The sequence below is a fragment of the Chryseobacterium carnipullorum genome (genome assembly GCF_003815695.1).
Taxonomy (GTDB): Bacteria; Bacteroidota; Bacteroidia; order Flavobacteriales; family Weeksellaceae; genus Chryseobacterium; species Chryseobacterium carnipullorum.
In genome coordinates, this window is the sequence record NZ_CP033920.1 from 5,408,123 (window position 1) to 5,433,346 (window position 25,224).

General features: G+C 34.0%; 30 protein-coding genes and 1 pseudogene. 13 read left to right on the forward strand and 18 right to left on the reverse strand.

The genetic code is table 11. The annotated features are described in order from the left end of the window. The first annotated feature begins 407 nt into the window (after positions 1–407). From EG346_RS24420 to EG346_RS25260, 10 genes and pseudogenes are all read left to right on the forward strand, one after another. Positions 408–590 (forward strand): hypothetical protein, encoded by a 183-nt coding sequence (locus EG346_RS24420; protein WP_028122604.1) that lies wholly within the window; start codon positions 408–410, stop codon positions 588–590. 226 nt (positions 591–816) lie between these two features. After that, positions 817–1,701: a DUF3347 domain-containing protein gene (locus tag EG346_RS24425; RefSeq protein ID WP_034741366.1), complete on the forward strand. Its 885-nt coding sequence runs from the start codon at positions 817–819 to the stop codon at positions 1,699–1,701. A 12-nt stretch (positions 1,702–1,713) separates the two neighbouring features. Beyond that, positions 1,714–2,235, forward strand: a complete 522-nt coding sequence (locus tag EG346_RS24430) for a DUF305 domain-containing protein (RefSeq protein ID WP_034741369.1) — start codon at positions 1,714–1,716, stop codon at positions 2,233–2,235. 39 nt (positions 2,236–2,274) lie between these two features. Continuing rightward, positions 2,275–2,934, forward strand: coding sequence for a DUF3347 domain-containing protein (locus EG346_RS24435; protein WP_034741371.1), 660 nt, complete (start codon positions 2,275–2,277; stop codon positions 2,932–2,934). 23 nt (positions 2,935–2,957) lie between these two features. Further along, a pseudogene (locus tag EG346_RS24440) lies at positions 2,958–3,385 on the forward strand (heme-binding domain-containing protein). A 23-nt stretch (positions 3,386–3,408) separates the two neighbouring features. Further along, positions 3,409–5,679 (forward strand): multicopper oxidase family protein, encoded by a 2,271-nt coding sequence (locus tag EG346_RS24445; protein ID WP_034742681.1) that lies wholly within the window; start codon positions 3,409–3,411, stop codon positions 5,677–5,679. A 106-nt stretch (positions 5,680–5,785) separates the two neighbouring features. Further along, positions 5,786–6,199: a bleomycin resistance protein gene (locus tag EG346_RS24450; RefSeq protein WP_198417452.1), complete on the forward strand. Its 414-nt coding sequence runs from the start codon at positions 5,786–5,788 to the stop codon at positions 6,197–6,199. A 59-nt stretch (positions 6,200–6,258) separates the two neighbouring features. Beyond that, positions 6,259–6,633, forward strand: coding sequence for an ArsR/SmtB family transcription factor (locus EG346_RS24455; protein WP_027381139.1), 375 nt, complete (start codon positions 6,259–6,261; stop codon positions 6,631–6,633). Then, a complete protein-coding gene (gene merTP, locus EG346_RS24460) occupies positions 6,630–7,232 on the forward strand; it encodes a mercuric transport protein MerTP (protein ID WP_034975961.1) in 603 nt (200 codons plus the stop codon). Before EG346_RS24455 ends, merTP begins: the two co-directional genes overlap by 4 nt. Continuing rightward, on the forward strand, positions 7,232–7,441 hold the full coding sequence (locus EG346_RS25260) for a GDCCVxC domain-containing (seleno)protein (RefSeq protein ID WP_072410579.1): 210 nt from the start codon (positions 7,232–7,234) through the stop codon (positions 7,439–7,441). The genes merTP and EG346_RS25260 overlap by 1 nt, the downstream gene beginning before the upstream one ends. Positions 7,442–7,823: 382 nt before the next feature. On the opposite strand, the gene EG346_RS24470 is transcribed toward EG346_RS25260, so the two are convergent. From EG346_RS24470 to EG346_RS24510, 9 genes are all read right to left on the reverse strand, one after another. Next, positions 7,824–8,630 carry a PRTRC system ThiF family protein gene (locus EG346_RS24470; protein ID WP_034976223.1) on the reverse strand — a complete coding sequence of 269 codons (807 nt, stop codon included), beginning with the start codon at positions 8,628–8,630 and terminating at the stop codon, positions 7,824–7,826. A 2-nt stretch (positions 8,631–8,632) separates the two neighbouring features. Further along, positions 8,633–9,379: a PRTRC system protein B gene (locus EG346_RS24475; RefSeq protein ID WP_042279175.1), complete on the reverse strand. Its 747-nt coding sequence runs from the start codon at positions 9,377–9,379 to the stop codon at positions 8,633–8,635. 41 nt (positions 9,380–9,420) lie between these two features. Then, positions 9,421–10,596 (reverse strand): hypothetical protein, encoded by a 1,176-nt coding sequence (locus EG346_RS24480; protein ID WP_034975962.1) that lies wholly within the window; start codon positions 10,594–10,596, stop codon positions 9,421–9,423. 113 nt (positions 10,597–10,709) lie between these two features. Then, complete coding sequence (locus EG346_RS24485) at positions 10,710–10,928, reverse strand: PRTRC system protein C (RefSeq protein ID WP_034975966.1); 219 nt, start codon at positions 10,926–10,928, stop codon at positions 10,710–10,712. Between the two features lie 17 nt (positions 10,929–10,945). After that, positions 10,946–11,488 carry a PRTRC system protein E gene (locus tag EG346_RS24490; RefSeq protein ID WP_034975968.1) on the reverse strand — a complete coding sequence of 181 codons (543 nt, stop codon included), beginning with the start codon at positions 11,486–11,488 and terminating at the stop codon, positions 10,946–10,948. 45 nt (positions 11,489–11,533) lie between these two features. Further along, positions 11,534–11,971, reverse strand: a complete 438-nt coding sequence (locus EG346_RS24495) for a hypothetical protein (protein WP_034975970.1) — start codon at positions 11,969–11,971, stop codon at positions 11,534–11,536. Then, positions 11,972–12,460 carry a DUF1281 family ferredoxin-like fold protein gene (locus tag EG346_RS24500; RefSeq protein WP_034975972.1) on the reverse strand — a complete coding sequence of 163 codons (489 nt, stop codon included), beginning with the start codon at positions 12,458–12,460 and terminating at the stop codon, positions 11,972–11,974. A gap of 13 nt (positions 12,461–12,473) precedes the next feature. Continuing rightward, positions 12,474–12,686 carry a hypothetical protein gene (locus EG346_RS24505; protein WP_034975977.1) on the reverse strand — a complete coding sequence of 71 codons (213 nt, stop codon included), beginning with the start codon at positions 12,684–12,686 and terminating at the stop codon, positions 12,474–12,476. A gap of 14 nt (positions 12,687–12,700) precedes the next feature. Further along, positions 12,701–13,096, reverse strand: a complete 396-nt coding sequence (locus EG346_RS24510) for a single-stranded DNA-binding protein (RefSeq protein WP_034975981.1) — start codon at positions 13,094–13,096, stop codon at positions 12,701–12,703. 783 nt (positions 13,097–13,879) lie between these two features. Here EG346_RS24510 and EG346_RS24515 point away from each other — a divergent pair. Beyond that, positions 13,880–14,800: a HamA C-terminal domain-containing protein gene (locus EG346_RS24515; protein WP_034975984.1), complete on the forward strand. Its 921-nt coding sequence runs from the start codon at positions 13,880–13,882 to the stop codon at positions 14,798–14,800. Between the two features lie 2 nt (positions 14,801–14,802). Beyond that, complete coding sequence (locus EG346_RS24520; RefSeq protein ID WP_034975986.1) at positions 14,803–16,905, forward strand: DEAD/DEAH box helicase; 2,103 nt, start codon at positions 14,803–14,805, stop codon at positions 16,903–16,905. A gap of 1 nt (position 16,906) precedes the next feature. Here EG346_RS24520 and EG346_RS24525 read toward each other — a convergent pair whose 3' ends face one another. The 9 genes from EG346_RS24525 to EG346_RS24565 form a co-directional block, all read right to left on the reverse strand. After that, entirely contained in the window at positions 16,907–17,797 is an 891-nt protein-coding gene (locus EG346_RS24525; protein ID WP_317126639.1) for a DUF8464 domain-containing protein, read from the reverse strand. Positions 17,798–18,192: 395 nt separating this feature from the next. Next, on the reverse strand, positions 18,193–19,323 hold the full coding sequence (locus EG346_RS24530) for a hypothetical protein (protein WP_068941693.1): 1,131 nt from the start codon (positions 19,321–19,323) through the stop codon (positions 18,193–18,195). A 48-nt stretch (positions 19,324–19,371) separates the two neighbouring features. Then, the gene (locus tag EG346_RS24535) at positions 19,372–19,602 is read right to left on the reverse strand and encodes a hypothetical protein (RefSeq protein WP_040995576.1); all 231 of its coding nucleotides are present in this window, start codon (positions 19,600–19,602) and stop codon (positions 19,372–19,374) included. A gap of 48 nt (positions 19,603–19,650) precedes the next feature. Continuing rightward, the gene (locus tag EG346_RS24540; RefSeq protein WP_068941691.1) at positions 19,651–20,403 is read right to left on the reverse strand and encodes a hypothetical protein; all 753 of its coding nucleotides are present in this window, start codon (positions 20,401–20,403) and stop codon (positions 19,651–19,653) included. Between the two features lie 2 nt (positions 20,404–20,405). After that, positions 20,406–20,657: a DUF3853 family protein gene (locus tag EG346_RS24545; RefSeq protein ID WP_040995572.1), complete on the reverse strand. Its 252-nt coding sequence runs from the start codon at positions 20,655–20,657 to the stop codon at positions 20,406–20,408. A 6-nt stretch (positions 20,658–20,663) separates the two neighbouring features. Then, the gene (locus tag EG346_RS24550) at positions 20,664–21,206 is read right to left on the reverse strand and encodes a hypothetical protein (protein ID WP_068941689.1); all 543 of its coding nucleotides are present in this window, start codon (positions 21,204–21,206) and stop codon (positions 20,664–20,666) included. 16 nt (positions 21,207–21,222) lie between these two features. After that, entirely contained in the window at positions 21,223–21,486 is a 264-nt protein-coding gene (locus EG346_RS24555; protein ID WP_034976006.1) for a helix-turn-helix domain-containing protein, read from the reverse strand. Positions 21,487–22,087: 601 nt separating this feature from the next. Further along, the gene (locus tag EG346_RS24560) at positions 22,088–22,933 is read right to left on the reverse strand and encodes an RteC domain-containing protein (protein WP_068941686.1); all 846 of its coding nucleotides are present in this window, start codon (positions 22,931–22,933) and stop codon (positions 22,088–22,090) included. 51 nt (positions 22,934–22,984) lie between these two features. After that, positions 22,985–24,643 (reverse strand): helix-turn-helix domain-containing protein, encoded by a 1,659-nt coding sequence (locus EG346_RS24565; protein WP_123882491.1) that lies wholly within the window; start codon positions 24,641–24,643, stop codon positions 22,985–22,987. A gap of 307 nt (positions 24,644–24,950) precedes the next feature. On the opposite strand from EG346_RS24565, the gene EG346_RS24570 reads away from it, so the two are divergent. Then, on the forward strand, positions 24,951–25,202 hold the full coding sequence (locus EG346_RS24570) for a hypothetical protein (protein WP_123882493.1): 252 nt from the start codon (positions 24,951–24,953) through the stop codon (positions 25,200–25,202). The last annotated feature ends 22 nt before the right edge of the window (positions 25,203–25,224 follow it).

Sequence of the window (25,224 nt, forward strand, 5' to 3'; positions counted from 1 at the left end):
AATATGCCATTGGGAAGTAGATACAACTAAAGACAAGGTGCTTACCGTAAAATCAGAAGGAATTACACAAGAACAGGTAATTGAAACTGTACAGAAAGCAGGTTTTAAGATAGAACCATTAAACAAAGATAATTTCCTTATCCTAATAACCTGTTTAGTTATTTAACTTATAACAAACACTTTAGGTAATTAACTGTATATTTATTTTAATAAGCATAAAAAGGACTATGCAGACTAGTGATTTAGATATTTTATCTATAATTCTGTGTTTGCAGTTCACGAAAGTGCAAAATATAGCAATTAAAAGAAATAATTTCATAATTTTGTAGTGTTGAAAAATTTGAGTAAACATATCAGCTTTGTCATCTTACTATGTTTGGGCTTTTTCCTAATGCCAAGCATAAGCTATGCTTGTGCAAAAAAAACAACTAAGACAGAGCAAAAGTCCTGCTCAAAAGATCAATCTGCAAAAGCAGAACATAAAAGCAGTTGCAAGGACAAGTCCTGTAAAAAATGCAAAAATGGTCACGACTGCGACGGCAATTGTAAGCACAGTTCATGTGGATGTAGCACTTCTTCATCTTCTGTAAGCTTACCAATACCAATAGATTTAAAAACAGCTAACCCTTTTGCTGAAATTAAAAAGCAAAAATTCGGTTTCAAAGAAGCCTACTATTCTTCAGGCTACTCTTCCATTTGGCAACCACCTAAAATAAGCTAAAACGATGGCTTGTTAGCCATACGTGTGCCTTGTCGAAAGCTGAATCCAGTTTTCGCAAACTCTTCGTATATCTTATTAAATTAAAAAAAATAAAAATGAAATCAATATCAAAAATATTGATGGTAATCATCGTATTACTATCAGCCGTAAACAGTTTTGCACAAATCAAAAATGCAAAAACAGAAACTGTAAAAATATATGGCAACTGCGAAATGTGTAAAACAACCATCGAAAAAGCAGGAAATTTAAAAAATGTAGCCACGGTAGATTGGAATAAAGATACCAAGATTGCTACACTCAACTATGATGGTAAAAAAACAAATCAGGACGAAATATTGAAACGCATTGCCTTAGCAGGTTATGACAGTGAGAAATTTTTGGCTCCAGATGATGTATATGCAAAATTATCCGACTGTTGCCAGTATAAAAGGGAACTAAAACCAGTTGCAAAAACCAGAGATGCAGGTATGGATATGAAAAATGAACACGCCAACCATAACCAAAGCGATATGGCTCAAAAAAATACCACTGAAACACAAAATGTACCGCAATTAAAAGCCGTTTTCAATAACTATTTTTCAGTGAAAGATGCGTTGGTAAAAACTGATGCAGGTACTTCTTCCGCAAAAGCTACCGAATTGGTAAAAGCCATTAAAGCAGTAGAAATGACAAAACTTTCCAACGAAGAACATACCGTTTGGATGAAAGTAATGAAAGATTTAACTGCTAATGCAGAAAAAATTGCTATAGCAAAAGATGTTACCAAACAAAGAGAAATTTTCGCTTTACTGGCTAATAATATGTACGAATTAGCCAAAGTTTCAAAACAAGAAACACCTGTTTATTATCAACATTGCCCAATGTACAATAATGGTAAAGGAGCAAATTGGCTAAGCAAAGAAGAAGCAATTAAAAACCCGTATTACGGCTCCAAAATGCTTACTTGCGGTAGCGTACAGGAAACTATTAATAACAAATAAAACGCTATTGTTATGGAAAGTATGGAAAACCAACACGAAATGCAACATAACCATAAGAATGAAAAGCATAATACTAATCACTCTTTAGCAATGTACAAACGCTTTGCTGTAATGGCTGTTGCTATGTTCATAGCTATGTACTTCATTATGTATGCTATGATTGACGGCTTACAGAACCTTATCCTGAACATCAATAATTTGTATATGACTTTGCTGATGGTTTCTGCAATGTTGATTATAGAACTATTGATAATGAAAGGAATGTATGAAAGCAAAAAAATCAACTGGGCAATCATAACGGTTTCCCTTGCGATTGGTATCTTTTCTTGGTTTGGTATTCGGGAGCAATTATTTGTGGGAAATAAAGAGTTTGTAAAAGGTATGATACCACATCACGCAGCAGCAGTATTGATGTCTGAAAAAGCTAAGCTTACCGACCCCGAATTGATACAGTTACAAAAAAACATACTGGAAACACAGGCACAAGAAATCGAATTTATGAAGCGTAAGCTAAATGAATTTGAAAACAAATAAATAAGACAAATTTCTTCAATAATATCAAAAATAAATAAAATGAAAAATATAATTTTCTCAATCATTACATTAGTAACAGTTGCAGCGGTAACAATTTCCTGCAATCAATCTTCAAATAAAAATAGCGACCAGCAAGCTAATGATAGCACAACAATTGCTGCAACTCCGGAGTTACAATCACCTACACACAATGATACGGTAGCAACTGTTACTTCAACGGATACATCTTCTCAAGAGGCAGAAAAGTCCGATGTGAAGCAAGCTCAAAAGTTTACTGTCGCACCTATAATTAAGGATTATTTGGCTTTAAAAAATGCACTTGTTGCAGATAATGACAAAGCAGCGGCTAATGCAGGAAAGCAATTGTTTACTACCTTAAAAAATGTGGATATGAACGCTATCCCAGCGAATAAACATAAAGAATATATGGAAATAGCGGAAAATGCCAAAGAAAATGCAGAGCATATTAGTGACAATGCTGGTAAAATAGACCACCAGAGAGAGCATTTAGCATCGCTAAGTAAAGACGTTTCTGACCTTATCACATTATTTGGAACTACCCAAAAATTATATCAGGACTACTGCCCAATGTACAATGATGGTAAAGGTGCGGTTTGGATTAACGAAGCTAAGACTATCAAAAATCCTTATTATGGCAGCAAGATGCTTACATGTGGCTCTGTAAAAAAAGAGTTCTAAAAATGAAGAGAGTATTAAAGATAATGTTGACAATAGTGCTGTTTATTTTTATTGCTATTCAATTTTATCAGCCTGCCCTTAATGTAGATAAAGGGCAGGTTTACACAACCGATTTTACCCAAGCGTATAAAATGCCTGTTGAAGTAAAAGCGATGCTTCAAACCTCTTGCTACGATTGTCATAGTAACAATACTAATTATGTTTGGTACGACTATGTGCAACCTATGAGAGCATTAGTAGAAAACCACATAAAAAACGCAAAAGAGGTTTGAATTTCAACGAATGGGGTACATACTCAAATAGGAAGCAGGAAAGATTATTAAACTCAATTAAAGAACAAATCGAAACTAAACAAATGCCCTTAGCATCATATACAATGATGCATAAAAACACAAAACTGAATGATGAGCAAATCAAAGTTTTAACCAATTGGCTAAAAGAGCAGGATTAAGTTTCAAGAAAAAAAATATCAAAATGAATATACCTAAAAATGTTACGATCAGGTTGCTGCAAGCAGTTTTTATACTGTTATGTTCGCAATCTCTCTTTGCACAAAAAGTAGTTCGTTACGAGTTGTATGTAAAAGATACGCTTGTAAACTACGCAGGCAAAGAAAAAAGAGCCATTTCCGTAAATGGTCAAATACCAATGCCAACGCTCACTTTTACCGAAGGCGATACAGCCGAAATCGTTGTACATAACCAATTAAAAGAAAGTACCTCATTGCATTGGCACGGAGTGTTCCTGCCCAACAAAGAAGATGGTGTGCCCTGGCTTACACAAAAACCTATTAAGGCAGGCACAACCTATACCTATCGCTTCCCAATTATCCAACACGGAACGCATTGGTATCACTCACATTCTGGTTTGCAGGAGCAAATTGGGATGTATGGCAGTTTTATAATGAAGAAAAAGGATGATGATAAAACCTTTAGAAAAGGAATTGACGATTTGCCGACTGTACCCATCATTTTAAGCGAGTGGACAAATCTTAATCCCGACAACATCAACAGGATGCTGCATAATGCCAACGATTGGGCAGCTATTAAAAAAAATGCAACACAGTCTTATGCAGAAGCTATTAGAGAAGGACATTTCAAAACAAAACTAACCAACGAATGGAAACGGATGTTGGCAATGGATGTAAGCGATGTGTATTATGACAAAATTTTAATCAATGGAAACCATACGACCGATTTAAAAAAGGTGGACGGCAAAACGCTAAAAGCGGGCGATAAAGTACGATTGCGAGTTTCAAACGGTGGTGCTTCGTCCTATTTTTGGTTGCGGTATGCAGGCGGTAAAATTACCGTAGTTGCAAATGACGGTAATGATGTAGAACCTGTGGAAGTAGATAGATTAATCATTGCGGTTTCTGAAACTTACGATATTGTAGTAACAATTCCTGAAGATGGTGTTGCTTATCAGTTTCTAGCTACTACTGAAGACAGAACACAATCCGCAAGTTATTTTGTGGGCAATGGCATCAAACAATTAATATCACCACTTCCTAAATTAAAATATTTTGAAGGGATGAAGATGATGAACGATATGATGAAGATGAATGGAGATTTGGACGATATGGGAATGAAAATGAGCCTGAACCAAATGGATATGAACGTGGTAATGTATCCTGAAATTACTGGAGAGGCAAAACCAAAAGAAGACCATAGTCAACACAATATGAATATGGAAAATGATCCCAACCGTTACAATGCAAATGCTTTGGGAGAAATCAAAACGCTGAATTATGCAATGCTACAATCTCCTTCCAATACGGAACTTCCTAAAGATGCGCCAGTAAAAGAATTGAAATTTACCCTTACCGGAAATATGAACCGTTATGTGTGGAGTATGGATAATAAAATACTTTCAGAAGTTGATAAAATACCTGTGAAAAAAGGAGAAATTCTTCGAATTACCATTCATAATAACTCAATGATGCGCCATCCAATGCACTTGCACGGTTTTGATTTCAGGGTAATCAATGGCAAAGGCGAAAAATCACCACTAAAAAATGTTATAGATATAATGCCAATGGAAACTGATACCATTGAGTTTTTAGCAAACGAAGAAGGAGATTGGTTTTTCCACTGTCATATCCTTTATCATATGATGTCAGGAATGAACAGGGTATTTGCAGTTGACGATTATCAAAATCCGAATTTACCTAACAAAAAACAAGCATATAATATGTTGCAAAGAGAAAGCAATATGCCACACTTAATGGCTCAGAATGATTTTGCTAGCAATGGAAATGATGGTGATGCGATGCTTCAGAATTCAAGATGGAGTTTAGGGACAGAATGGCGATTAGGCTATAACGATATGCACGGTTATGAAGTAGAAACACATTTAGGAAGGTACATTGGAAAAATGCAATGGTTTATGCCGTTTATAGGTTTTGATTGGAGGTATCGTAAAATGGGTATGGATGAACACGAAACCAATTTATTCGGACAGAAAAATGAAAAAGATACACGTAGAGCTATTAGCTTGGGCTTTATGTACACATTACCAATGTTAGTAAACTTTCAGGCAGAGGTATATCACGATGGAATTGTACGTCTTTCTTTAATGCGTGAAGATATTCCCATCACAAAGAGATTGAGGGCTGGTTTTATGGTCAACACCGATATGGAATATATGACAGAGCTAAAATATATTATCAATAAAAATGTGGGTATTCGTACACATTATGATAGCGATATGGGCTGGGGTATTGGGTTATCTTTAAATTATTAAAACAAAGGATAAACAGCTAAGCCAGGAAACCGAAAACGTTTTTTCAATCCGTTTGAGCTGTCTCAACTATATACCACAATATTACAATTTAAAATTGCACATGACAATGATAGAACTGATAAAGGCAACACCCGCATTTCCTGTCAGGGAAATTGACAAAGCAGTTCAATTTTACAAAGACAAATTTGGTTTTGATTGTCGGCACAAGGAAGACACTTTTGCAATTTTGGTTCGGGGCAACATAGAACTGCATTTGTGGGCTTCCTGCAATTATAGTTGGAAATGGAAAAGCATTTTTCTATTTCTAAAACCGATTAGTAGTGGGGCAGAAAGCTTTTTAGCAGGAACACACAGTTGCAGAATTGAAGTAAAAGGAGTTGAAGAGCTGTATAAAGAGCTAAAAGAAAAAGAGGTGCTTCACAATGAAAAAACAGAGATAGAAAGTACCTATTATGGCACAAGAGAATTTGCAGCATTAGACTTATACGGAAATCTTTTATCCTTTTATGAAAATGTATAAAAAGATGTTTTTGTATTTTAGTATTTGCTTAAATAAACAATTTGCTTATCTTTGTACTTATGGATAATCTTTCTTGTATAAGGCAGCAGGCGGACGTTAAGCAGATAATGCGTTGCAAAGACCGGATTAGTGAAATCAAAGGAACAGTTGATTATTTATCCAGCGGACTTGAGTTAGCGGGTAACAATGTAAGACTGAAAATACTTTTTCTTCTTTATGAAGAAAAGAAACTTTGTGTTTGCGACCTAAGCGATATTCTCAGTATGACCATTTCGGCAGTTTCTCAGCACTTGCGAAAACTCAAAGACAGAAAACTCATTGAAACGGAAAGACAAGCGCAAACTATTTTCTATTCGTTGGCAAAAGAGTATGAAAAAATGCTCAAACCTTTTTTCAAAATCCTTAACGAAAACAAAATTTTGGAAGCAATATGAAAACAGAAAAAAAATTAATCGGTGCAGGACTTTTGACAGCAATTGCTTCGTCCTTGTGCTGTATTACGCCAATTTTGGCTATAGTTGCGGGTTCAAGCGGAATTGCTTCTACCTTTTCGTGGCTCGAACCTTTTCGACCTTATTTTATTGGTATGACTGTTTTAGTTCTTGGCTTTGCTTGGTATCAAAAACTGAAACCTCAAAAACAAATTGACTGTAATTGTGAAACAAATCAAAAACAAAATTTTATGCAAACGAAATCATTGTTAGGAAGTATTACCGTAATATCAGTTTTACTTCTATCATTTCCGAGTTATGCTCACATCTTTGTTCCGAAGACAAAAATCACGGCAATTGTTACTTCGACTTCTAAAATTCAGAAAGTTGAATTTACTATTAAAGGAATGACTTGTTCAGGATGTGAACATCATGTAAAGACAGAAATTAGCAAACTAAAAGGCATTGTTGAAGTTATTGTTTCTTACGAAAAAGGCAACGCAATTGTAAAGTTCGACAACAAACAAACCAGCATCGAGCAAATCGAAAAAGCTATCAACTCTACTGGTTACAAATCACTAAAAAGCAAAATTATTTCATAATGGACATCATTTTAATATCCGAAATAACTTGTCCAACCTGCGGACATAAGAAATCCGAAGAAATGCCAACTGATGCTTGTCAATTTTTCTATCAGTGTGAGAGTTGCAAAACAACTCTAAAACCTATAAAGGGAGATTGTTGCGTGTTTTGTAGTTACGGTACAGTAAAGTGCCCACCTATTCAAGAGGGAAATGCTTGTTGTAAATAACTAAACCACTATGGACTTTCAGTCCATAGATTTGAACAACGAATGAAATTCGTTTAAAAAACTCCACAGATGCACAGATAATAAAATATTAAAAAATTCATTTTATTATCTGTGCATCTGTGTCGAATAAAAAATTTATAGAAACTGAAATTCTTGCACTGAAAGTGCATAGTTTCAACTAACTATTTTAATGCTTAATTGAAACTATGCACAACGAGTTTTCTATAGTCAGTTAATACTTACAACCTTTTTTCTAAAACAAACCAAAGCCAAAGTCCGGAATTGTTTTAGAAATGGGGTTGTTCCGCTTTCCGCAAAAATACGTTTCCGACCGCAGGGAGGAATTGCATTTTTGCCGCCCAACTTTTGGTCAGGCGGTTTTTTATATTTTTATCAGTTGAGAATGGAAATTTTTTAGATTAAGGAAAAAACCTCTGTTTTCAGTCAGTCCGTTGCGAAACAAGTTCCACAATAGAGAACATCCCATTTGTGCTAATGTAGAATTAATAAACAAATCCTGCTTTTCTAATGCTTCTGCTAAACTGCAACTTGGTGTATCATCTTGCGTTTCAGACTGCAAAAGCAGTTCTCCAAATTCTTCCGTCACATAAGGAAGATTCGACGTTGTTTGATATTTTTCGGAATCAGGTTGTTTTATATTCTCAACTGTAGAAAGCAAAACCTGTCCAGAATATCGGTTGTTGCCAAAATCCATCCAATATTTAGCCTGGTTTCTGTATAATCTCCTACCCTCTTTCAATTCATTCAGAATATCAGCAATTTCAAATCGTGATTTGACATTATCAACACACGACATATAAATTGCGGACTGCATATTCTCTTGGATTCTTCCTAAAGAATCTCTTTCAAACTTTCTGACTTCGGCTTTCAAATTCGTTCCAGACCATCGGTTTGCCCGATTTATCAGTGCAACTGCCTTTGGTAATCCTACTTCACATTCTGCAAAACGCTGTCTGCCTTGATTCGCTTCTGTGACAATATCATCATCCCACAACCGCACCTGTAATCCTGCGTGTCCCAATTCAATCAATGAATGGTTCATTTCCATCAAGGCGGTCAATACTTTTGAACCTGTTCCACCTGCACCTATGAGGTTTACCATTACAGGATTGGTAGGATTTAAAAGGCTATCATCGGTAAAATGGACTTTTGTTTTTTCAGATTGTATCATTAGAGTAGATTTTTTAAAGTTAGATTTGAATTGATTAGAATATCTGTCGGAAACGGCTCTTTTGAATCAATAAGGCTTTTCCAAAGGATTACCAAGTTTCCTTTAATCGGATTATGGCTGTTGACCAAATGGCTGAAATAAGAATTGAAAAAATAGTTTTCCCATTTCTTAGTAAACTCTTCGAGTGATGCGGAACTTTTAATGTTTACGTCGACCGTTCCCATACAAACACTTCCGCTTTCGTAAACATTAAAGAACGGAGCGTGAAATAGTGGTGTATCTGTATTGGGGCGTTGGTCTGTCTCCAATGCGAATATTTTCATTCCCTGCTTATTAGCACACCATACCAAAGGTGGCACATTCGCTAATCCGTTTGGAATCGAAAGCTTCTCGGTAAATAATAAATGTCGTTCCTGTGCTTTTGTGTACCAGACCACTTTTCCATTTTCCGACGTATCTATTAAAAGTATAGTTTCAGAAATAACTCCACTTGGTCTTAGAAAATCTTTGTCTTTCTTATTTTGGATATTCAGCATTTTCGATAAACGCTGTGCTTCCCTTAAGGTCAAAGGATGGGAATTGATGGGATTTCCATTGCGGTCAATATCAAAATGTTCAACATAACCATCGGGATTATAATCTTCTGTCTCATAAAAGACCAATGCTGATTTAGGATGGTAGAGTGTTCCAAAATTATTGGTTATGTCAGTTTCTTCATTTTCAGTTGTATTGATTGTATTTCTCATAGCTTGTTATTATAATTTGCTTTATTTATATGTTTGACAGATTAGTTAAGCAATCGACACAATTCGTTCAAGACCTTAAATAGCTGATTTTCAAAATCAAGATTTTTATCGGTTATATCACTTCCGTTAAATGTTTTAAAAATCATTGGTTCCTGTGTTTCAGCATATTCGTTGAACTCGTTATTGACCATACTCGTTAGATTATCATAAATTAATCCGTCACTCTCGGCAAAAAAGGAAATATATTTATCCATTGCGATAACAGTTTCCTCGTTGTAATAGTCATCTTCGTCCATATCTTCGGATTTGACCGCATTGTTATAGTGGGCATTTCTGAAAATGCTTTCATTAGGGTAATCACAATAAAGTTTAAAGGCTTTTTCTGCCAATTGAAGGCATTCTTTATCAAACCTGTTTTTCGGTCTAAAACGTTTCAGCCGTTGCTCAAAAAAGATAAGATTTCTGCAGTCGGCAATCTTTTGTCCCATCATATCTCCGATGATTTCTGCACGTTGAAGGTCTTTTTTGCGGTTGTGACTATCCTCTATTTCTTCGTCCTGTTGAAGCCAATCGTTAAGCATTTCGTAATTATAATAGAGATAAGAATCCTCCTGCCTATAATATGGAATATCTGCATTTCTATACAGATAAGCGCATACTGATAACAGTAAACAGGCTGCTTTTCTGTGTACCTTATTGTGGAGAAATTGATAAAGCGGTACGACAGGAACATAAAACAAGGTTGCCCCTGTGTTGCATCTCTCTTCTATTGCGAAGTAGGTCTTACTAGCCTTTTCTATCAGTCGGATACTCTGCCAATTTTCACTCTTGGTTTTCAACTGCGCTTCAATATCTCTCAAAGCAAGGCTGATATTATAAGGATAATTAAAATGCTGTGTCGGCATCGTAGTTATATCATAATGCTTTGCTAATTGAGAAAGGGACTTATAAAAATCCCTTTCTATTTTAGCAGACTTACGTTTGGTCTGTTTTATGGTTATGTCATTCTCCTCTAATTTCGGCATAAAGCAGGTTTTCAGAAAAGCATCGGAAGTTGAGAGATTGGAACTGATTTCCGTTGGTCTTTCTGAACTTCCGAGCTGTCTTTCATTTGATGCATCCACTCTGCGTATTCCCTTAGTTGTCGGTGCAGTTGTTTTTGTTTTTTTTCTTCGGGTGGTTGAATTGTTCCCGATATTGTTTTTCGTTGCATTCATTTTTTGTTAATGGTTGTTGGTTGATAGTTGATAACCTTTTAGCAACAGCTTTTGGCGGACGGCTTTATACAGTTCTCATTTCGTTAATCTAAAAGCTATCCACCATTTGCCTGTTATCCTTTTGTTCCAACTACACTCTCAAATTGGTATTCAACGGCATCATCCTTGATTTTCGGTGCTGAAATTTTTGAAGTGGTTAGAATCGGGTATGTGTTGGCGTAAAAATTCATTACGGCTTCTACACTCCATTTTGGTTCGGGGTCGGTCAAGCGGATTTCCTGCCCGTTATCTTTTAATATAAAAACTCTGTCTAATAGTGTTGCGAGTAACATAATTTTTGATTTTTAGTTTAAATTTCGGTTGATTGAGGTTGATTTTCAGAGAAAAGACTTGGGGCAAAATGCCCTTCGTATTCATCCTGCTTTTTGCGGATTTTCTCAGCATATTCAGGAAATTCCGAACCTTTCGGAAGTGCAGACCACGCTTCTTTATACTTGCCCTCCTTTTCGAGTTCTTCAGCTTTCTGTAAGGCTTCGCCGTACTTTTTATCTTTGACTTCCTTTTCTTTTTTCTCCTTATCAGATTTCTCTTTTTCCATTGCCGATTTCTTCTTGGCTTCTTCGACCTGTTTCATAAAACTTTCCATATCTACCATTAAACCCGATGCGGTTTGTAATGGAGTGGAAATATTCTCAAAAAATCCATTGTCCAAATCTTCTGCTGTCCCACGCAAATTAAGGGGCGGAATCGTTTTCCTTGCATCGTCTCCGCATTGCTCATTGGTGAGCAATACGGAAAGAACAAAGTTGTTTTCTGTGGTCGGTCGGAGTGTGATTTGCAAATCTCCTGTAAGATTGAGTTTGGCTATCTGTCTGAAAAAATTGGTTTGCATAATTGTAGGTTTAAAGTTGATGGTTGTTGATGTTTCCTGTTTGGACTATTTTGTCAGTTCCCATAATGAAAATTCTTTAGTCCAAAACTCTTCCCCTGTATATTTTCCAAAAGCATTATAAATAGCGTTTCCATTCTTGAATACCTGCATTTGATAACAGTTTAGATTATTTTCGGGTTGAAGGAGTTTTTTTAATTCGTCAGTTTCCAATTCAATGAAAACGCTGTCTTTTTCAGAAAGCCATTCTTCTATTTCGGGGTGTGTTTCCTCCGAAAACCTGAAAAATTCGACATTGGTATCAGCATAATTCAGCCATTTTAAATCATAGTCATTTTCCAAAGGCTTTACAGCTTCGAGCCTTTTCTTTTGGGTTTCTTTCCATTCTCCCGTAATGTGGATAATGGCAAAATCGCCATTATCCCATCCGCTGTTGGTCATTGTTTTTATCAGTAAATATTCTGTTTGTTGAAGTGATCTTTTCATTTATGCAATTTTTTGTTTGTTATTATTTATTTTCCTGTCTAATAGGATTCTCATAATCTCATCTTGGTAATCATAGCTTGTACCCTCAAATTCGTAACAATCCGTATCTACATTGTAGATACAGTCTTGAAAGTCACATTGATTGAGAAAATAATCCTGTAAGATTTCGTTTTCGTAAATGGTCTTGCCGTAAACCATACAGCCAGATTCTTCGTAATCCAATACAAATCCGACATTGTAGTGAGTTGCAACCATCCATAACGATTCAATATTTGGACTCCATCTTGTCTCATAATGGAAAGAACATTCATCAGTCTCATCACAATAAATTTCAAAGAAGTAACCGTTTTTGCTCTCAATAAAATCGGGTAACTGCCCGATATTTCCTTTACTTTCCTTTTCAATCATTTCTTTAAACAAAGCCAAAACTTTGTTTAAACTGTCCTTATCTCCATTGAATGTTACTTTATTGTTGCACCAATTTGCCATAATATTTGTTGTATTAATTGTTGTTTTCGTAAATGTATGTTCCACTCGTTTTCAAAGGGTCTTTTCCCTCTGTAAGACGGATTTCTGATTTGAATTTTCTTGAAAGACTTTTTGCATACCGTATTGCTGTCGTTCTCTCGCAATAGAATTGGGAAAAGACCTCCACCTTTTCCCAATCATTCTTATCACTTTTCGGCTTCATCTGAAAGTTATATTGTGCTTCCATATTTGTGAATGCTTTTAGAATGGTAAATCATCATCTGTATCTTCTGCAAAAACATTGGATTTCTGTGGTTGTGAAGCTGGTTGTTCATCTGTGTCAGACTTTTTCCCACCTCCGTGTACTTTGATGTTTGAAGTATGAAAATTCAGTCCCGACTTTATTTCTCCATCTTTTCCAATCCACCCACTCGAACTCGCCCTGCCTGTCAATTCAACTAAAGTTCCTTTGGTTAAAATCTTAGCAACATTTGGACTTAGCCAATAAGAACAGTTGTAATAGGTGGTCTGCTCTCTTCGTTCGCCTTGCTTAGTCTTGTAGCTGTCATTGATGGCTACTGAAAAATTAACGACCTGCTTGTCGTCTTTTAAATGGTTGATTTCTGCGTTTCTTGTAATTCTGCCAACGATGTTCATAATGTTAATTTTTGATTGTTAATAATTGATTTGTTGTTAATTGTAAAATTTTCGATTAAATTGATTTGGTTTCGAGGACACTCGTTTTTTTTCTTTTTTCTGCTTATATCCAATTGGAAAACAGTATTCTTTGTTGTTGTTTTGTTTTTTTTCCGTTGATGTCAATGACCGTCTTCGATTTAATTGATTCGTATAACTGAGGTTCCGTCTTTTTCTTTGCCGATGATCATAGGAAAGTAACAGGCATATAAAACCACAATCCTCCAAAGCTTTGGAGGATTGTGGCTCGAAATATTTTTGTCCGAAGGATTCAGGAGTGTCTGAAAAAATTATTGGAACTCGTGGAAAGAATTTTTATAGAAACCCAAAAATATTTTTTTAGGTGAATGATGCTGTCCTACATTTGCAATAGTAAAAAGCCAAACATCAGTTAGAAGTGATTAACTAGACGGTTTTGACGCCGGTAAAATCAAAATAAAACATTCGATAATTAGTTTGTCTAATGATTTGAATTGCAATATTCATTTAATTTTGGGTTAATAATTCTTGAATAAAAATACTTTTTTGATAAATTTTACGGAGTTTATTATTACTTTACGGATTTTCTTAATTTTCTCTCACTTACTTTGATTATATTTGTCAAAATCACAAATAGATAGCTGGATTTATGAATATTCAAATACTTACCATCGTATTAAAAATCAATGTTGATTTTTAACTTGACTAGTTTTTTGCCTTTGATATATTCTATGAGCTATAAATCATAATAAAATTACACTGTGAATGAAATTTGAAATTCTACTAAATGAAATTTTTGATGACGTCAAATTAGACGACACTTTAAAAATCACCAACAACAAATCAGTTCTTGGAATAATTAACGATTTTGAAAATGGAGAATGGAGATATGATAAATTTCAAAAATTCATATGGAACAACATAAAGGAAACTGCATTAAGTCATAGTGAAAGGAAAGCACTTTTGGATGATGGAGAAGGTTCAATTTTAACAGAATCTGCAAAAAAATTACGTTTAATTGAGTCTGTTGATGCAATTGGAAGAGGTAGTGAGATTGCAGAAATTGTACTTTACGGAATAATGAAAAATCACTATTCTGCATTGCCAATTGTCCCTAAAATTTTTTACAAGCAAAATCTAAAAGATGAAGCTAAAGGTTCAGATAGCGTTCATATTGTTGTGGAGTCAGAAGATTCTTTTTCATTATGGTTTGGGGAATCAAAATTTTATAACAGTATAGAAAATGCGAGGTTAGATACAATTGTTGCTTCTGTAAAAGACTCTATAAGTCTAGATAAAATCAAAAAAGAGAATAGCATAATAACGAATTTAAGTGATATCAATGATTTTGATGAAATCTCTGAAGATTTGAGAATTAAAATAAAAGCTAGTCTTTCACAAGAGGAATCAATTGACAACATAAAGCCAATATTAAACATTCCAATATTATTGTTGTATGAATGTGAACAAACAAAACTTGGAACAAGTTTGACCGCAGAATATAAACAAGGTATTATTGATTATCACAAAGACAGAGCAACTCAATATTTTAAGAAACAAATTCAGAAATGTGCTGACGTACATTTATATGAAAAAATTAATTTTCACATAATTTTATTTCCAATTGCAGACAAGGAAAAAGTCGTAGATAAATTTATTCAAATCGCTAAAGCTTATAGAGATTAGTTATGCAAGAACAAGTTTTTGACAGATGCCATATAATTAATGGACTTTTAATCGATAACCAAGAAAATGAAGCAAGACAGGAGCTCATTAAATTGTTAGATTTTCACAACACTAATCAATTAGCTTACAATCCATTAGTTAATCATTTAATAAGAGAAACAGGTCTTTTTCCATACTTGGAGTTAGAAACCTCTAATTGGGAAGAAAGATTTATCTATAATGCCTTTAAAGTTGATGTCGGCGAAGAAAATCCCTTAACTCTACATAGAGAACAATCTTTTTTACTTAAAAAGCTTTTGGAAGGAAAAAATATTGCTGTAAGTGCACCAACAAGTTTCGGTAAAAGCTTTGTAATTGATGCGTATATTAAAATTAAAAAACCAAATAATGTTTTAATAATAGTTCCAACATTAGCACTAACAGACGAAACTAGAAGACGATTATATAAAAAATTCGCTCACGAGTATAAAATCATAACAACCTCTGATGTTGAATTGTCAGATAAAAACATATTCATATTTCCACAGGAAAGAGCTATGAATTACATTAACATCGTGGAGTCATTTGACATTATGATAGTTGATGAATTCTATAAAGCCAGTAGTAAATTTGATAAAGAAAGGTCGCCAAGTTTAATTAGAGCGATGATTAAACTTGGAGCAAAATCAAATCAAAAGTATTATTTAGCTCCAAATATCACGTCATTAGAAAACAATCCATTTACAGACGATATGGAATTTATAAGGCTTGATTTTAATACCGTTTTTTTAGAGAAACACGAACTATACAATCAAATCAAGAATAATGATGAAAAAAGCGAAGTACTCTTAGAAATCCTATCTAAAAATAAAGGAAAATCTCTGATTTATGCTGGTACATATTCCAATATTGATAGCCTAACTATTTTATTTCTTGCGACATATGAGCCAGTTAAAAATGAACTTCTTGAAATGTTTGCAAATTGGCTTTCTAAGAATTATGATTTCAATTGGAGCTTAACAAAATTAGTTAGTCGCGAAATTGGCGTTCACAATGGCCGACTACATCGTTCTTTAAGTCAAATCCAAGTAAAACTATTTGAAGAAGGAGAGGGAATACGAAATTTAATTTCAACATCTTCAATCATAGAAGGCGTTAATACATCTGCTGAAAACGTGATAATTTGGAGAAATAGAAAAGGAAGTGCAAAATTGGACGATTTCACTTATAAAAATATTATTGGAAGAGGTGGCAGAATGTTTAAGCACTTTATAGGTAAGATTTACATTTTAGAACAACCACCAGAAGAAGGCTTAACTCAATTAAGCATTCCCTTTCCAGATGAAATACTAGGAGATTTAGAAGAATCAAAATATGATGGATTATTAACTAAAGAGCAAGTTGCAAAATTAAAGTTCTATAATGATGAAATGGCTGAGCTTGTTGGAGCTAAAGTCTATGAAGAACTAAAATCAGAATCCATTTTTCAATCGAGTAACTCTGATTTGATAAAGGCTATAGCAATTGATTTGACTAAAAATCCTGACGAATGGAATGGCTTATATTACTTGAATGAATTTAAGCCTGAAAATTGGGATAGACTTCTTTATAAAGTGATAAAGTTACAACCAGGAAACTGGGATTGTAGCTATAAAACCTTTGTCGAATTTATAAAAATAATGGCTTACAATTGGACTAAATCTATTCCCGAACTGCTAAAAGAACTTGAAGATTATGATGTTGGGATTGATACTTTTTTTCTACTAGAAAGAAATGTCACATATAAATTTTCAGCACTTTTAAATGATTTAAATACGTTACAAAAACGAATTTTAAAAAATAAGCAATATGATATTTCTAAATTCATAAAGTGGTGTTCAAACGCATTTCTACCTAAAGTTGTATTCCAACTTGAAGAATATGGTTTGCCTAGAATGATTTCAAAAAAAATTCACGAATCTAAAGTTATTGACTTCTATGATAGTGATTTAACCATACATAAAGTAGTTGAAAAATTTAACGAAATAGGAAAAGAAATGACTATTGAAAAAACAAATAATTTGGACGAATTTGATAAATATATTTTGAATTATTTCTTTGACGGAATAAAAATAATGAACGCCTAAATTAAAATTTATTTTCCGTAGTATTCATACAAAACCATTCATTCAAATCTATAAAATCCTTGTACACCAAAGAACAATCTTCTACATTTTTATACTTTTTTTGAATAGTTTCTCTAGTTGCATTTCCATTTGGGTCATTGTCCAAGAAAAGTGAAATTCTATCATATTCTTTCAACGATTCTTCAACTCTGAAAAGCATCGCCGTAGAATTGAGAATCAAACAATCTGAAATTGAACTTTCTGCACTTTCCAAATTTTTAAAAGTCAGATAATCAAAAAAACCTTCAAAAACTACAATTTCATTGGAAGTATTCAAATCATTTTTTATCAAAGTGACATCTTTTTTGCCCAAACAGATTTTTGAATATTTACTTCGGATTTCAACTCCTCCTGAATTATTAAAAAATCCGATTCCAAAATATTTCTTACCATTCAACATATACTCAATTTGTTTTACCAAATCTTTTTGTTCGCAAACTTTTCGGGATTTTAAATATTGAATTAAAGCAGGGTGCTTAATTTCATTTACTTTTATGATTTGATAATTTTTTACTTGGACAGTATCTTCAATCCGAATATGATTTTGAACTGAGAAGTCAAATTTTTCAAGATACTTCAAAGCATCAGAAACTGAACATCGATTCATTTGCTGAACGATTGAAATCACATCATAACTTTTCCCGGTTCCGAAATCAAATGCTTTATTTTTAACGAAATCAACCGAAAAACTCGGGATTTTTTCTTCCCTGTCAAGCGCAAAGTACAATGCAGTTTTCCGATTCTCTTTAACAGGAAAAAGGCTGAACGATTCCAAAACTGTTCTTATATTCACTTTTTCTTTTACTTCTTCGCAATTCATTTTTTTCTTTTTTAAAGCAATTTTTTTATCCACATTTTCCTTTTTAATAAAAAAAAGACTTTTTAATTACTTTTAATATACTTTTAATGAGGCGTCGTATCCTCTTATGGCAAAGGTTTTGAGCCACTTTTTGGGTGAGCGCAATTCCGAATTCCAGTGAGCGCAATTCCGAAAGTTGAGTGACCGCAATTCCGAAAAAACAACAGTTTTCGGGTGAGTGCAATTCCGAATTCAACTTTCCATTTTCATTCATTTTTAATACAATACTCGTAGTTATCCACATTTTTTTATGGTTATCCATATTTTTAGTGGTTTTGAATTTCGGAGTGAGCGCAATTCCGAAATTTCAATCAAAAGTTTCGGAATTTTAACAATTTTTTAACTTCAGTGACCGCAATTCCGAATTCCAGGTGAGCGCAATTCCGAATTCAAATAATTATCGGGTAACCATTTGGTAATAATTCTCCCATTTTTGTACGCCGATAAATTTGTATGATGTGTTCCTGAATTTCATTTAGAAATAATTTTCCTTGAAATTCCGTAGATTTAATTTCTTTCAATCGAGCTGTTCGGATAAATGCATGGAATGCCTTTTCTATCAAAACTCTTGTTTGTGGAACGTTTCTGTATTGATGGGAAAACTGGAGCATTTCATTTTCGTGCAGACCATATCTTTTTCTGATGTAACTTAATCTTTGGGCAATTTTTTCCCTATTTTCAAGATACACTTCGCTTGATTCCAATTGTTCTCTTGTGTTTTGGGATAAATTGTTGTTCAAAATGATTTTAGTTAAATAAGGAATAATAAAAATTGAATCCCCTCTATACTTGTAATTGAAGGAAAGCGTATTGAATGTATTCAAACTGATTCTTGCAGGTTTTAAAAATTTGAAACAAAAATCCTTGGAAGTTTTATACTTCAATCCAAATTTCTTGTTCAGTGTGGAGAGTTTTAAAACGGCTCCGTTTTCAGGCAGTTTTGCAAGCCAGATAGCGAAAATAATATGCTTATTGTTCCTGATATTGTACACCAAATTGTACAAAACGTAATTGTATTCCGGAATAACCATTAGTTTTTTAAGCCAATAACTACTGATTAGAAACGTGGTGTAACCTCTCTGGTCATAACTAGGTATAGAAATTAGTCCACCAAAAGTTTTGATTTCCTTACCTTTGGAATTAGTAGATTTGTACCAGCTCATTTTGAACTTTGTAAGAAATTCATAAGCATCTACCACCTGCTTTGAAGATCCGCTTGGCGAAATTTTATTGTTCCTGATTTTTAAGGAAGCGAAAATATTGTTCTCGGTTTCAAACTCCTCATCAAACAAGGAGAGTTGTTTAGGTCGGTCTTCCGGACGAAATTGCTCATTGCTGATGATAGAAACAATATTAAATATTACCCGAAGCGCATTGATGGGAATATCCGCAGCCTCGTGACCTTCGAAAATGAAATCGTCCACGAAACGGTTTCCCAAGCGAATTCTCTCAGGATTTATTTCATCATTATTTTCAAATTCCTTGCGGATTAACCGTAAATCCTTTTCCGGGACAGCCATAACATTGCTTTAAATTGGGTTTGAAATTTTTATTTTTCTTGATAAATTTCAATGATTAATCGATTTGCAATTATATACCAACTCGATTTTCTCGCTTTTGAGGGTTTTAGCTCCGTCATTGAGATTATAATACTTGTAGATGTTGATGCCTTCGCCTTGAAAGACCCTTTTCTCGACTTTACCGAAATTTGGGATCTTCACTTTTTGAATTCCTTTGTACTCGGCAAGCATTCCGTTGATGGTTACTTTTTGACCGGGTTTTAAATCTGATAGTGTCATAATTCAATTTTTTTTAATGGATTTTTATCGTAGACATTTGTCGGCCTTTCAAAGGTTGCCGTTTTGGGATTTTGGACGTTTTATATCCGGAATGGATTGAAGTGAAAGTTGATGACTTTCCATTTGACCTTTCATAAAAGGTAATGTACTTTTCAATGAAGATTTCCAATTGGTAATAGGTCTATCAGAACTATTTTTCCAGTCATTGTTTTTCCAATTCTCATATTTCGATTGTATTTCAGAATCTAACTCAGGCACGTAAATTTTTAATGTTTCCGCATACGTTATAAATTCTTCGAAAGACGGAATATTTTCATCGTTCCCTTTTTGAGTGGTTGGTTGTGGTTTTGAGGATTGTATTGTTTGCGATAAATCGCTTTCAATTTCCTGATCACTGGTGTTTTCAGAAAAATTTTGAACGGGACGATCTGTAAGTAATGAAACTCCGGATTCTACTGTTTTTTGAATAGATTCCTCCTTTCCAATTTCTTCTTTACTCATCATTTCAGGGCTAGAAATTTGTGAAGGATAATCTCCTATTAACCTGTATTTACAAGCAAGTCCGCTTTTTGCTTCGTACTGAATTAATCCTAAATTTCGGAGTTTTTCTTTAGTGGATTTTACCGTTTTTCTAGTCACCCCTAATTCTATGCTTATGACAACATCAGAAATTTGAAAATCACAAGAGTCATTGTCAGAACCAATTTTCAGCAGGTATAAGTACATTGAAATTCCCGTTGTTCCAATTGATGTTTTTTGGTTAAAATCCCAAAACCGCCGCATTAATTCAAGGTAATGCATCCTTATTTTTGTGCAAAAAGCGCTAATGCCTTTTCCTTATCAATGATGATAATGTTTCCGTTTTGAATGATGGCATCATCCAACAGTCCTGAAGATTTTATTTCCGAGGCTTTCGAAATAGAACATCCCAGCATTTTTGCCAGACCTTTCAATCCAAATTCATATTTTTTTTCCGAATTAATTTTTTTGGAAACCTCCAAAAATTCTTCAACAGTTAGTCGCCATATCGGAGTTCTAGGATCGATATTCTTCATCTGTTCTTAATTTATAGATTTTTTCAATTCAGAGATCCAATTCCTCGCAGCAGCCCGCCAGCATTTCATTGGTTTCTCATTACTCAATTTCCAGTTTTTAGATCGATAAAAAGAGAAAAAGCAATCTGCTTCAGCAGATGGGAGATCCCGCTCAGTAAAATATAACTCAACTTCATTGAACATCGGAACTAAAAACCGAATCTCATCTTGTAGTAAGAAATTTTGATTTTGAGATATTTTTTTTTCACCTACTTTTTCACTGTCAAAATCAATGATCTCAATCAAGCTTCCTTTGTATGAGTTATAACTTGGTGAATAACGTATAAATCCTGCGCGATAAAGTTCTCTGATGCATTTATGGTAGGTAGCGATTGACCTGATCTTGCTTAACTTCATCACATCTTCCCGGCTAATCCGAAAAGGATTCTGAAACCGGTTCAAACTCCAGAATTGGAAAAGTGAAACATACATACTGATGTGAGAGGGATACAATCGATCATCTTCAATGACACGCTCAAAAAAGCCGATGATATTTTTATTATTCTTCATAATTCCGTATTAAAAATTATTGTTTTTTATCCGCGAGTAATTTTTGGATGTCTTTATAATTGTAATACAAGGAGCCCCCTATCTTGCTGTACGATAATGTTCCGTTGATCCTCAGATTTTGTAAGGTTCCTGAAGATATGTTAAGCAGCTTCTTGACCTCAGAACTCCGAAGCCATAATTTTTGCTCTGTCGTCTTACCCTTGAGTAATATTTCAATGCCTTCCAATAGTTCAATTTTGAATTGCTGAAGGTCTTCCTTGGTGATAATAGATATTGCCATTTGTCAATTATTTTGTTCGACAAAATTTCAAAATCACGCTTAATATCTTTCGGTAGTTTCTCGGTACTACCGAAAAATTCTCTTGTACACCCTTTGGATAAAGAGTTTTAGATCAATGGTTACTGATGATTCAACTTAATTTTTTTGAAATTGGAAAAAAACAACCAATGCATTGCGATAAGCAACACTTTTACTGGATTATAATTCAATATTTATCTAAATTTTTTATTTTGTCCCATTAAGGCTATTGTTTTGCCGATATTTCTAAGAGTTATATTGATCGAATTCAAATTAGCTTGAAGTACTTTTAACGATCATCTAAGTAGAAATCTCGCTGATATTGATGTATATCAAGCTGCTCTATGATAAATCACACAGAAGATCTTTCGGTAGCTTATCGATACTACCGAAAGATTTACAATTACAATTCCTATGAAATACTCTATTTTCATAAATTAAGTTGAATTATGAATAATGAAAGACTCTACATTAATACATATTAATGTTTAGCCACATAAAAACCAATACAGTCTTAATTAGTGAAAATAGTATATGGTCCTATTTAAAATTGGAGAATTTTGTGTAGAAACTAATTGTTCTCCTATAGGTCTAAATCATCCAAATACTGATTAAAATTATGCTGAAGCAATGACAAAAATTTAGTTCTGTCTATTTTTCTTAACCGTATTTCGCCTAAAGTCTTGTGATAATTACCCAGATTAATATTTAGTGAATTTTCTGCCCAACGGAAAATTTCCGCCAGATCTGAATGACCTCCATTAAAACACTTCGTTTGATGAAGTGCATACAACAGCTCAATAAGGGCAACTTTCGGAGCCGTCCATTCCAGATTCTTAATATGGTCAATAGAGTTGTCTTTACCGTCTTTTGAATCAATTTTATTTGTTAAATATTGCTCTAAAAGATCATTTGCCAATATTTGAGACACAATATGGTCGTGGGAGGTGGAAAATTCCTCATCATAACTGTACAGTTCCGGACTGAGCTTTAACTTAAAATCAAATTTGAACCGAACGAAATATTTTTTGTCTAAGTATGTCGATTTACGACGATAATAACTGATAAATTCTCTTTGCTCATTATAGAAATATAAAAGATTGGATCTCTCGTTTTCATAATACGATCTTAACGCCTGCGAATCAGCATAGGGTTTTGAGGCTTCTATGGCTAACACTTTGGAATAGTAGATATATACTGCTACGAACTGCGGTTTGGTATTTTTAAAGAAATATATTTCGTTACTCCAGTCCGGAAATTGATATTGGCGCAATAGGTCTTTCAATTGTCTTACAGCAGCGTCTGTTTCCATCAGAATTTCTTCTGCCCGAATCACAACATCATTCTCACTTCTGTTGATCTGATCTACTGCTGTTGTAAGATCTTTCCAAAGTTGATCTACTTTTTTTTTAAAATTTTGTCCGTTCATACGTTTTTCAATTTATTGTTAACGTAAAAATCGGGCTAAAAAATAAAAAAGTCAGGTCTTCTTTAATTCTTCCTGTCTCATTCTGATAAAATCTCTAGGCCTGATACTGTTGATCTCGAGAAAGTGTGCTGAGAAGATCTGCCTGTTCGCCATCCCGCATATTTTGGCGAGTGTTTCAATTTTATAACTAAGATATATAGTTTCCTCTACAAGTAAATTGGTGATATATCTGATTCTTAAAGCTTTAAGGTATGTTGGAAATGTTACATCAAAGTGTACATTAAGTACATACGATAAATGGGTTCGGTTGCTTCCTATCATTTTGGCAACAATGTCAAGTGTTAAATTCTGCTGAAGAAATTGTTTTTCGTCTTCAAAAATCTTCAGATTTGTTTTGATGTCCTCGATAATTTCTGAACTGTATAAGTCTAAACTGTTTTCATCAGATGAAGCGGGTGGTATGAAGTCGAAACTAATGGTTTCTTTTGAGGTACTTAATTTTTCAAGCACTTCCTGATACCTCGCATTCAATTCCTTTTCTCTTTTCCGGAATCTCCAAATGAGAAAAAACAAGATTACCAATCCTGCAACAATGGAAGAATATAAAATGACCTGATGGTCTCTGATCTCCTGATTCTTCCCTTCTAATAAATTGTCCGTATCATACTCACTATAAATTTTGTCCGTGAGTATCACAAAGTCAGCATTAATAATAGAGTCAGCCTTTAACAACTGGTCCGCGTAATACATCTTCCTTTCAGTATCTCCATTTTTTTTAGCATCATCGATCAGATACAGGTAACTTGATCTGATCTCAGGGGTAATAAACCAAAATTTATTGACCAGCGAATCAACTTTATTAAAATAATTTAACGATTCAGCTCTATTGCCAATCGACTTATATAGTTTCCCTATATTAAAATAGACGCTCGTCAATGATGCGTAATCTTGATTGGTGATCAAAATATCACGTGAGAGTTTTAATCGCTTTAAGGCTTCATCTGTATTTCCTTTTCTCAGCAGCTGAATACCCTTTCCTTTCTGGAAATATCCAAACTCAACTACAAGCTCGTTATTGTTATGAAGTCTTTCCAGCCCAATATTAATCAGAGAGTCTTCCTTATGATATAGTCTTAGATTTTTATAACAAGTGCTTAAGCGATAAATACTGTTAAAATAACCTGATTCATTATTGTACCTAATGTTCCGATCTAAACTCTCTTTGGCATTTTTTTCAAAAAAATCAGCTGCCTCTGAAAAATGTACAGCTGCCTGCTTATAGTATCCCAAATAGCTTTTGATCATTCCCAAATGATAGATGATCTTATTCTTAAGGTAACCATCTTTTGAATTTTTTGAATATTTGAACGCTATCAGATATTCTTCTAAAGCTTTTTTATATTGTCTTAGATTATAGTAATAAATAATTCCTTTTCCTGCATAGGCTCTCGCAATCTGATCCTGGTCGTTTGATTTTACAGCGGTGACAATGGCACTGTCAGCATAAGATAATTTCCTGCTGGTTTCTTTGCTGTAATAGATGGCTTCTTCGTAACCTCGGATCAATTTTTTAAGGTTATGGTCATTTTTTGCTTTGTCAATGTACATTTTGACAAAAACAATTGCCCTTTCATCATTCTCAGAATAAGAATCGATCAATCGGGAAATCTCTTTGTAAGATTGTTGCTGTATCTCTTGACCTTGTGTCATAAACACAAACAAAGTGAATAATAGCGTTAAAACTCCATTATAATAATGCATTATGATAAGATATATACAAATTTAACAAAAAAACCACAATCAAACGCTTGTTCAAACTTTACACCCAAAACAACTAACTGATTATTAATACGATACACCTTAATTTTGTTGGTAGGATTGATCAATAGTTACATTTAATGTATCAATCGATGCAACAATAGTTTTTTTTAATTCCCTAACCCTCCTAATTTCGACATCAGAATTCTAATCAATATCAAAAACCGGCCGGGATAACTTTAAAACCATTGTTAAAAAAATGAAAAAGTATATCTCACTTTTAAGTCTAATAACTGCATTCTGTATGCAGTCTTGTGAAAGATCTGAGTCTGATTTAAATACAACAGAACAGAAACAACAAAATATGAAAGTTCAAAGCAATAAAGAATCTGCAAGGATTCAAAATGGCATTGCAGAAGAAAAAGGTTCTGACAATATGGATACAGGTGATGATGATGAACCGAAAAAAGATAAGCAGCACTGGAGGATGGCGCAGGACACGATCTGGTAAGGATAATTTCTGCTTAACTGAT

What these genes read in the sequence shown, in the direction of transcription:
- EG346_RS24420 (WP_028122604.1), top strand. Translation starts at nt 408, where the DNA reads ATGCTTGTGCAAAAAAAACAACTAAGACAGAGCAAAAGTCCTGCTCAA.
- EG346_RS24425 (WP_034741366.1), top strand. Translation starts at nt 817, where the DNA reads ATGAAATCAATATCAAAAATATTGATGGTAATCATCGTATTACTATCA.
- EG346_RS24430 (WP_034741369.1), top strand. Translation starts at nt 1,714, where the DNA reads ATGGAAAGTATGGAAAACCAACACGAAATGCAACATAACCATAAGAAT.
- EG346_RS24435 (WP_034741371.1), top strand. Translation starts at nt 2,275, where the DNA reads ATGAAAAATATAATTTTCTCAATCATTACATTAGTAACAGTTGCAGCG.
- EG346_RS24445 (WP_034742681.1), top strand. Translation starts at nt 3,409, where the DNA reads ATGAATATACCTAAAAATGTTACGATCAGGTTGCTGCAAGCAGTTTTT.
- EG346_RS24450 (WP_198417452.1), top strand. Translation starts at nt 5,786, where the DNA reads ATGATAGAACTGATAAAGGCAACACCCGCATTTCCTGTCAGGGAAATT.
- EG346_RS24455 (WP_027381139.1), top strand. Translation starts at nt 6,259, where the DNA reads ATGGATAATCTTTCTTGTATAAGGCAGCAGGCGGACGTTAAGCAGATA.
- merTP (WP_034975961.1), top strand. Translation starts at nt 6,630, where the DNA reads ATGAAAACAGAAAAAAAATTAATCGGTGCAGGACTTTTGACAGCAATT.
- EG346_RS25260 (WP_072410579.1), top strand. Translation starts at nt 7,232, where the DNA reads ATGGACATCATTTTAATATCCGAAATAACTTGTCCAACCTGCGGACAT.
- EG346_RS24475 (WP_042279175.1), bottom strand. Translation starts at nt 9,379, where the DNA reads ATGAGAAATACAATCAATACAACTGAAAATGAAGAAACTGACATAACC.
- EG346_RS24480 (WP_034975962.1), bottom strand. Translation starts at nt 10,596, where the DNA reads ATGAATGCAACGAAAAACAATATCGGGAACAATTCAACCACCCGAAGA.
- EG346_RS24485 (WP_034975966.1), bottom strand. Translation starts at nt 10,928, where the DNA reads ATGTTACTCGCAACACTATTAGACAGAGTTTTTATATTAAAAGATAAC.
- EG346_RS24490 (WP_034975968.1), bottom strand. Translation starts at nt 11,488, where the DNA reads ATGCAAACCAATTTTTTCAGACAGATAGCCAAACTCAATCTTACAGGA.
- EG346_RS24495 (WP_034975970.1), bottom strand. Translation starts at nt 11,971, where the DNA reads ATGAAAAGATCACTTCAACAAACAGAATATTTACTGATAAAAACAATG.
- EG346_RS24500 (WP_034975972.1), bottom strand. Translation starts at nt 12,460, where the DNA reads ATGGCAAATTGGTGCAACAATAAAGTAACATTCAATGGAGATAAGGAC.
- EG346_RS24505 (WP_034975977.1), bottom strand. Translation starts at nt 12,686, where the DNA reads ATGGAAGCACAATATAACTTTCAGATGAAGCCGAAAAGTGATAAGAAT.
- EG346_RS24510 (WP_034975981.1), bottom strand. Translation starts at nt 13,096, where the DNA reads ATGAACATCGTTGGCAGAATTACAAGAAACGCAGAAATCAACCATTTA.
- EG346_RS24515 (WP_034975984.1), top strand. Translation starts at nt 13,880, where the DNA reads ATGAAATTTGAAATTCTACTAAATGAAATTTTTGATGACGTCAAATTA.
- EG346_RS24520 (WP_034975986.1), top strand. Translation starts at nt 14,803, where the DNA reads ATGCAAGAACAAGTTTTTGACAGATGCCATATAATTAATGGACTTTTA.
- EG346_RS24530 (WP_068941693.1), bottom strand. Translation starts at nt 19,323, where the DNA reads ATGGCTGTCCCGGAAAAGGATTTACGGTTAATCCGCAAGGAATTTGAA.
- EG346_RS24535 (WP_040995576.1), bottom strand. Translation starts at nt 19,602, where the DNA reads ATGACACTATCAGATTTAAAACCCGGTCAAAAAGTAACCATCAACGGA.
- EG346_RS24540 (WP_068941691.1), bottom strand. Translation starts at nt 20,403, where the DNA reads ATGCATTACCTTGAATTAATGCGGCGGTTTTGGGATTTTAACCAAAAA.
- EG346_RS24545 (WP_040995572.1), bottom strand. Translation starts at nt 20,657, where the DNA reads ATGAAGAATATCGATCCTAGAACTCCGATATGGCGACTAACTGTTGAA.
- EG346_RS24550 (WP_068941689.1), bottom strand. Translation starts at nt 21,206, where the DNA reads ATGAAGAATAATAAAAATATCATCGGCTTTTTTGAGCGTGTCATTGAA.
- EG346_RS24555 (WP_034976006.1), bottom strand. Translation starts at nt 21,486, where the DNA reads ATGGCAATATCTATTATCACCAAGGAAGACCTTCAGCAATTCAAAATT.
- EG346_RS24560 (WP_068941686.1), bottom strand. Translation starts at nt 22,933, where the DNA reads ATGAACGGACAAAATTTTAAAAAAAAAGTAGATCAACTTTGGAAAGAT.
- EG346_RS24565 (WP_123882491.1), bottom strand. Translation starts at nt 24,643, where the DNA reads ATGACACAAGGTCAAGAGATACAGCAACAATCTTACAAAGAGATTTCC.
- EG346_RS24570 (WP_123882493.1), top strand. Translation starts at nt 24,951, where the DNA reads ATGAAAAAGTATATCTCACTTTTAAGTCTAATAACTGCATTCTGTATG.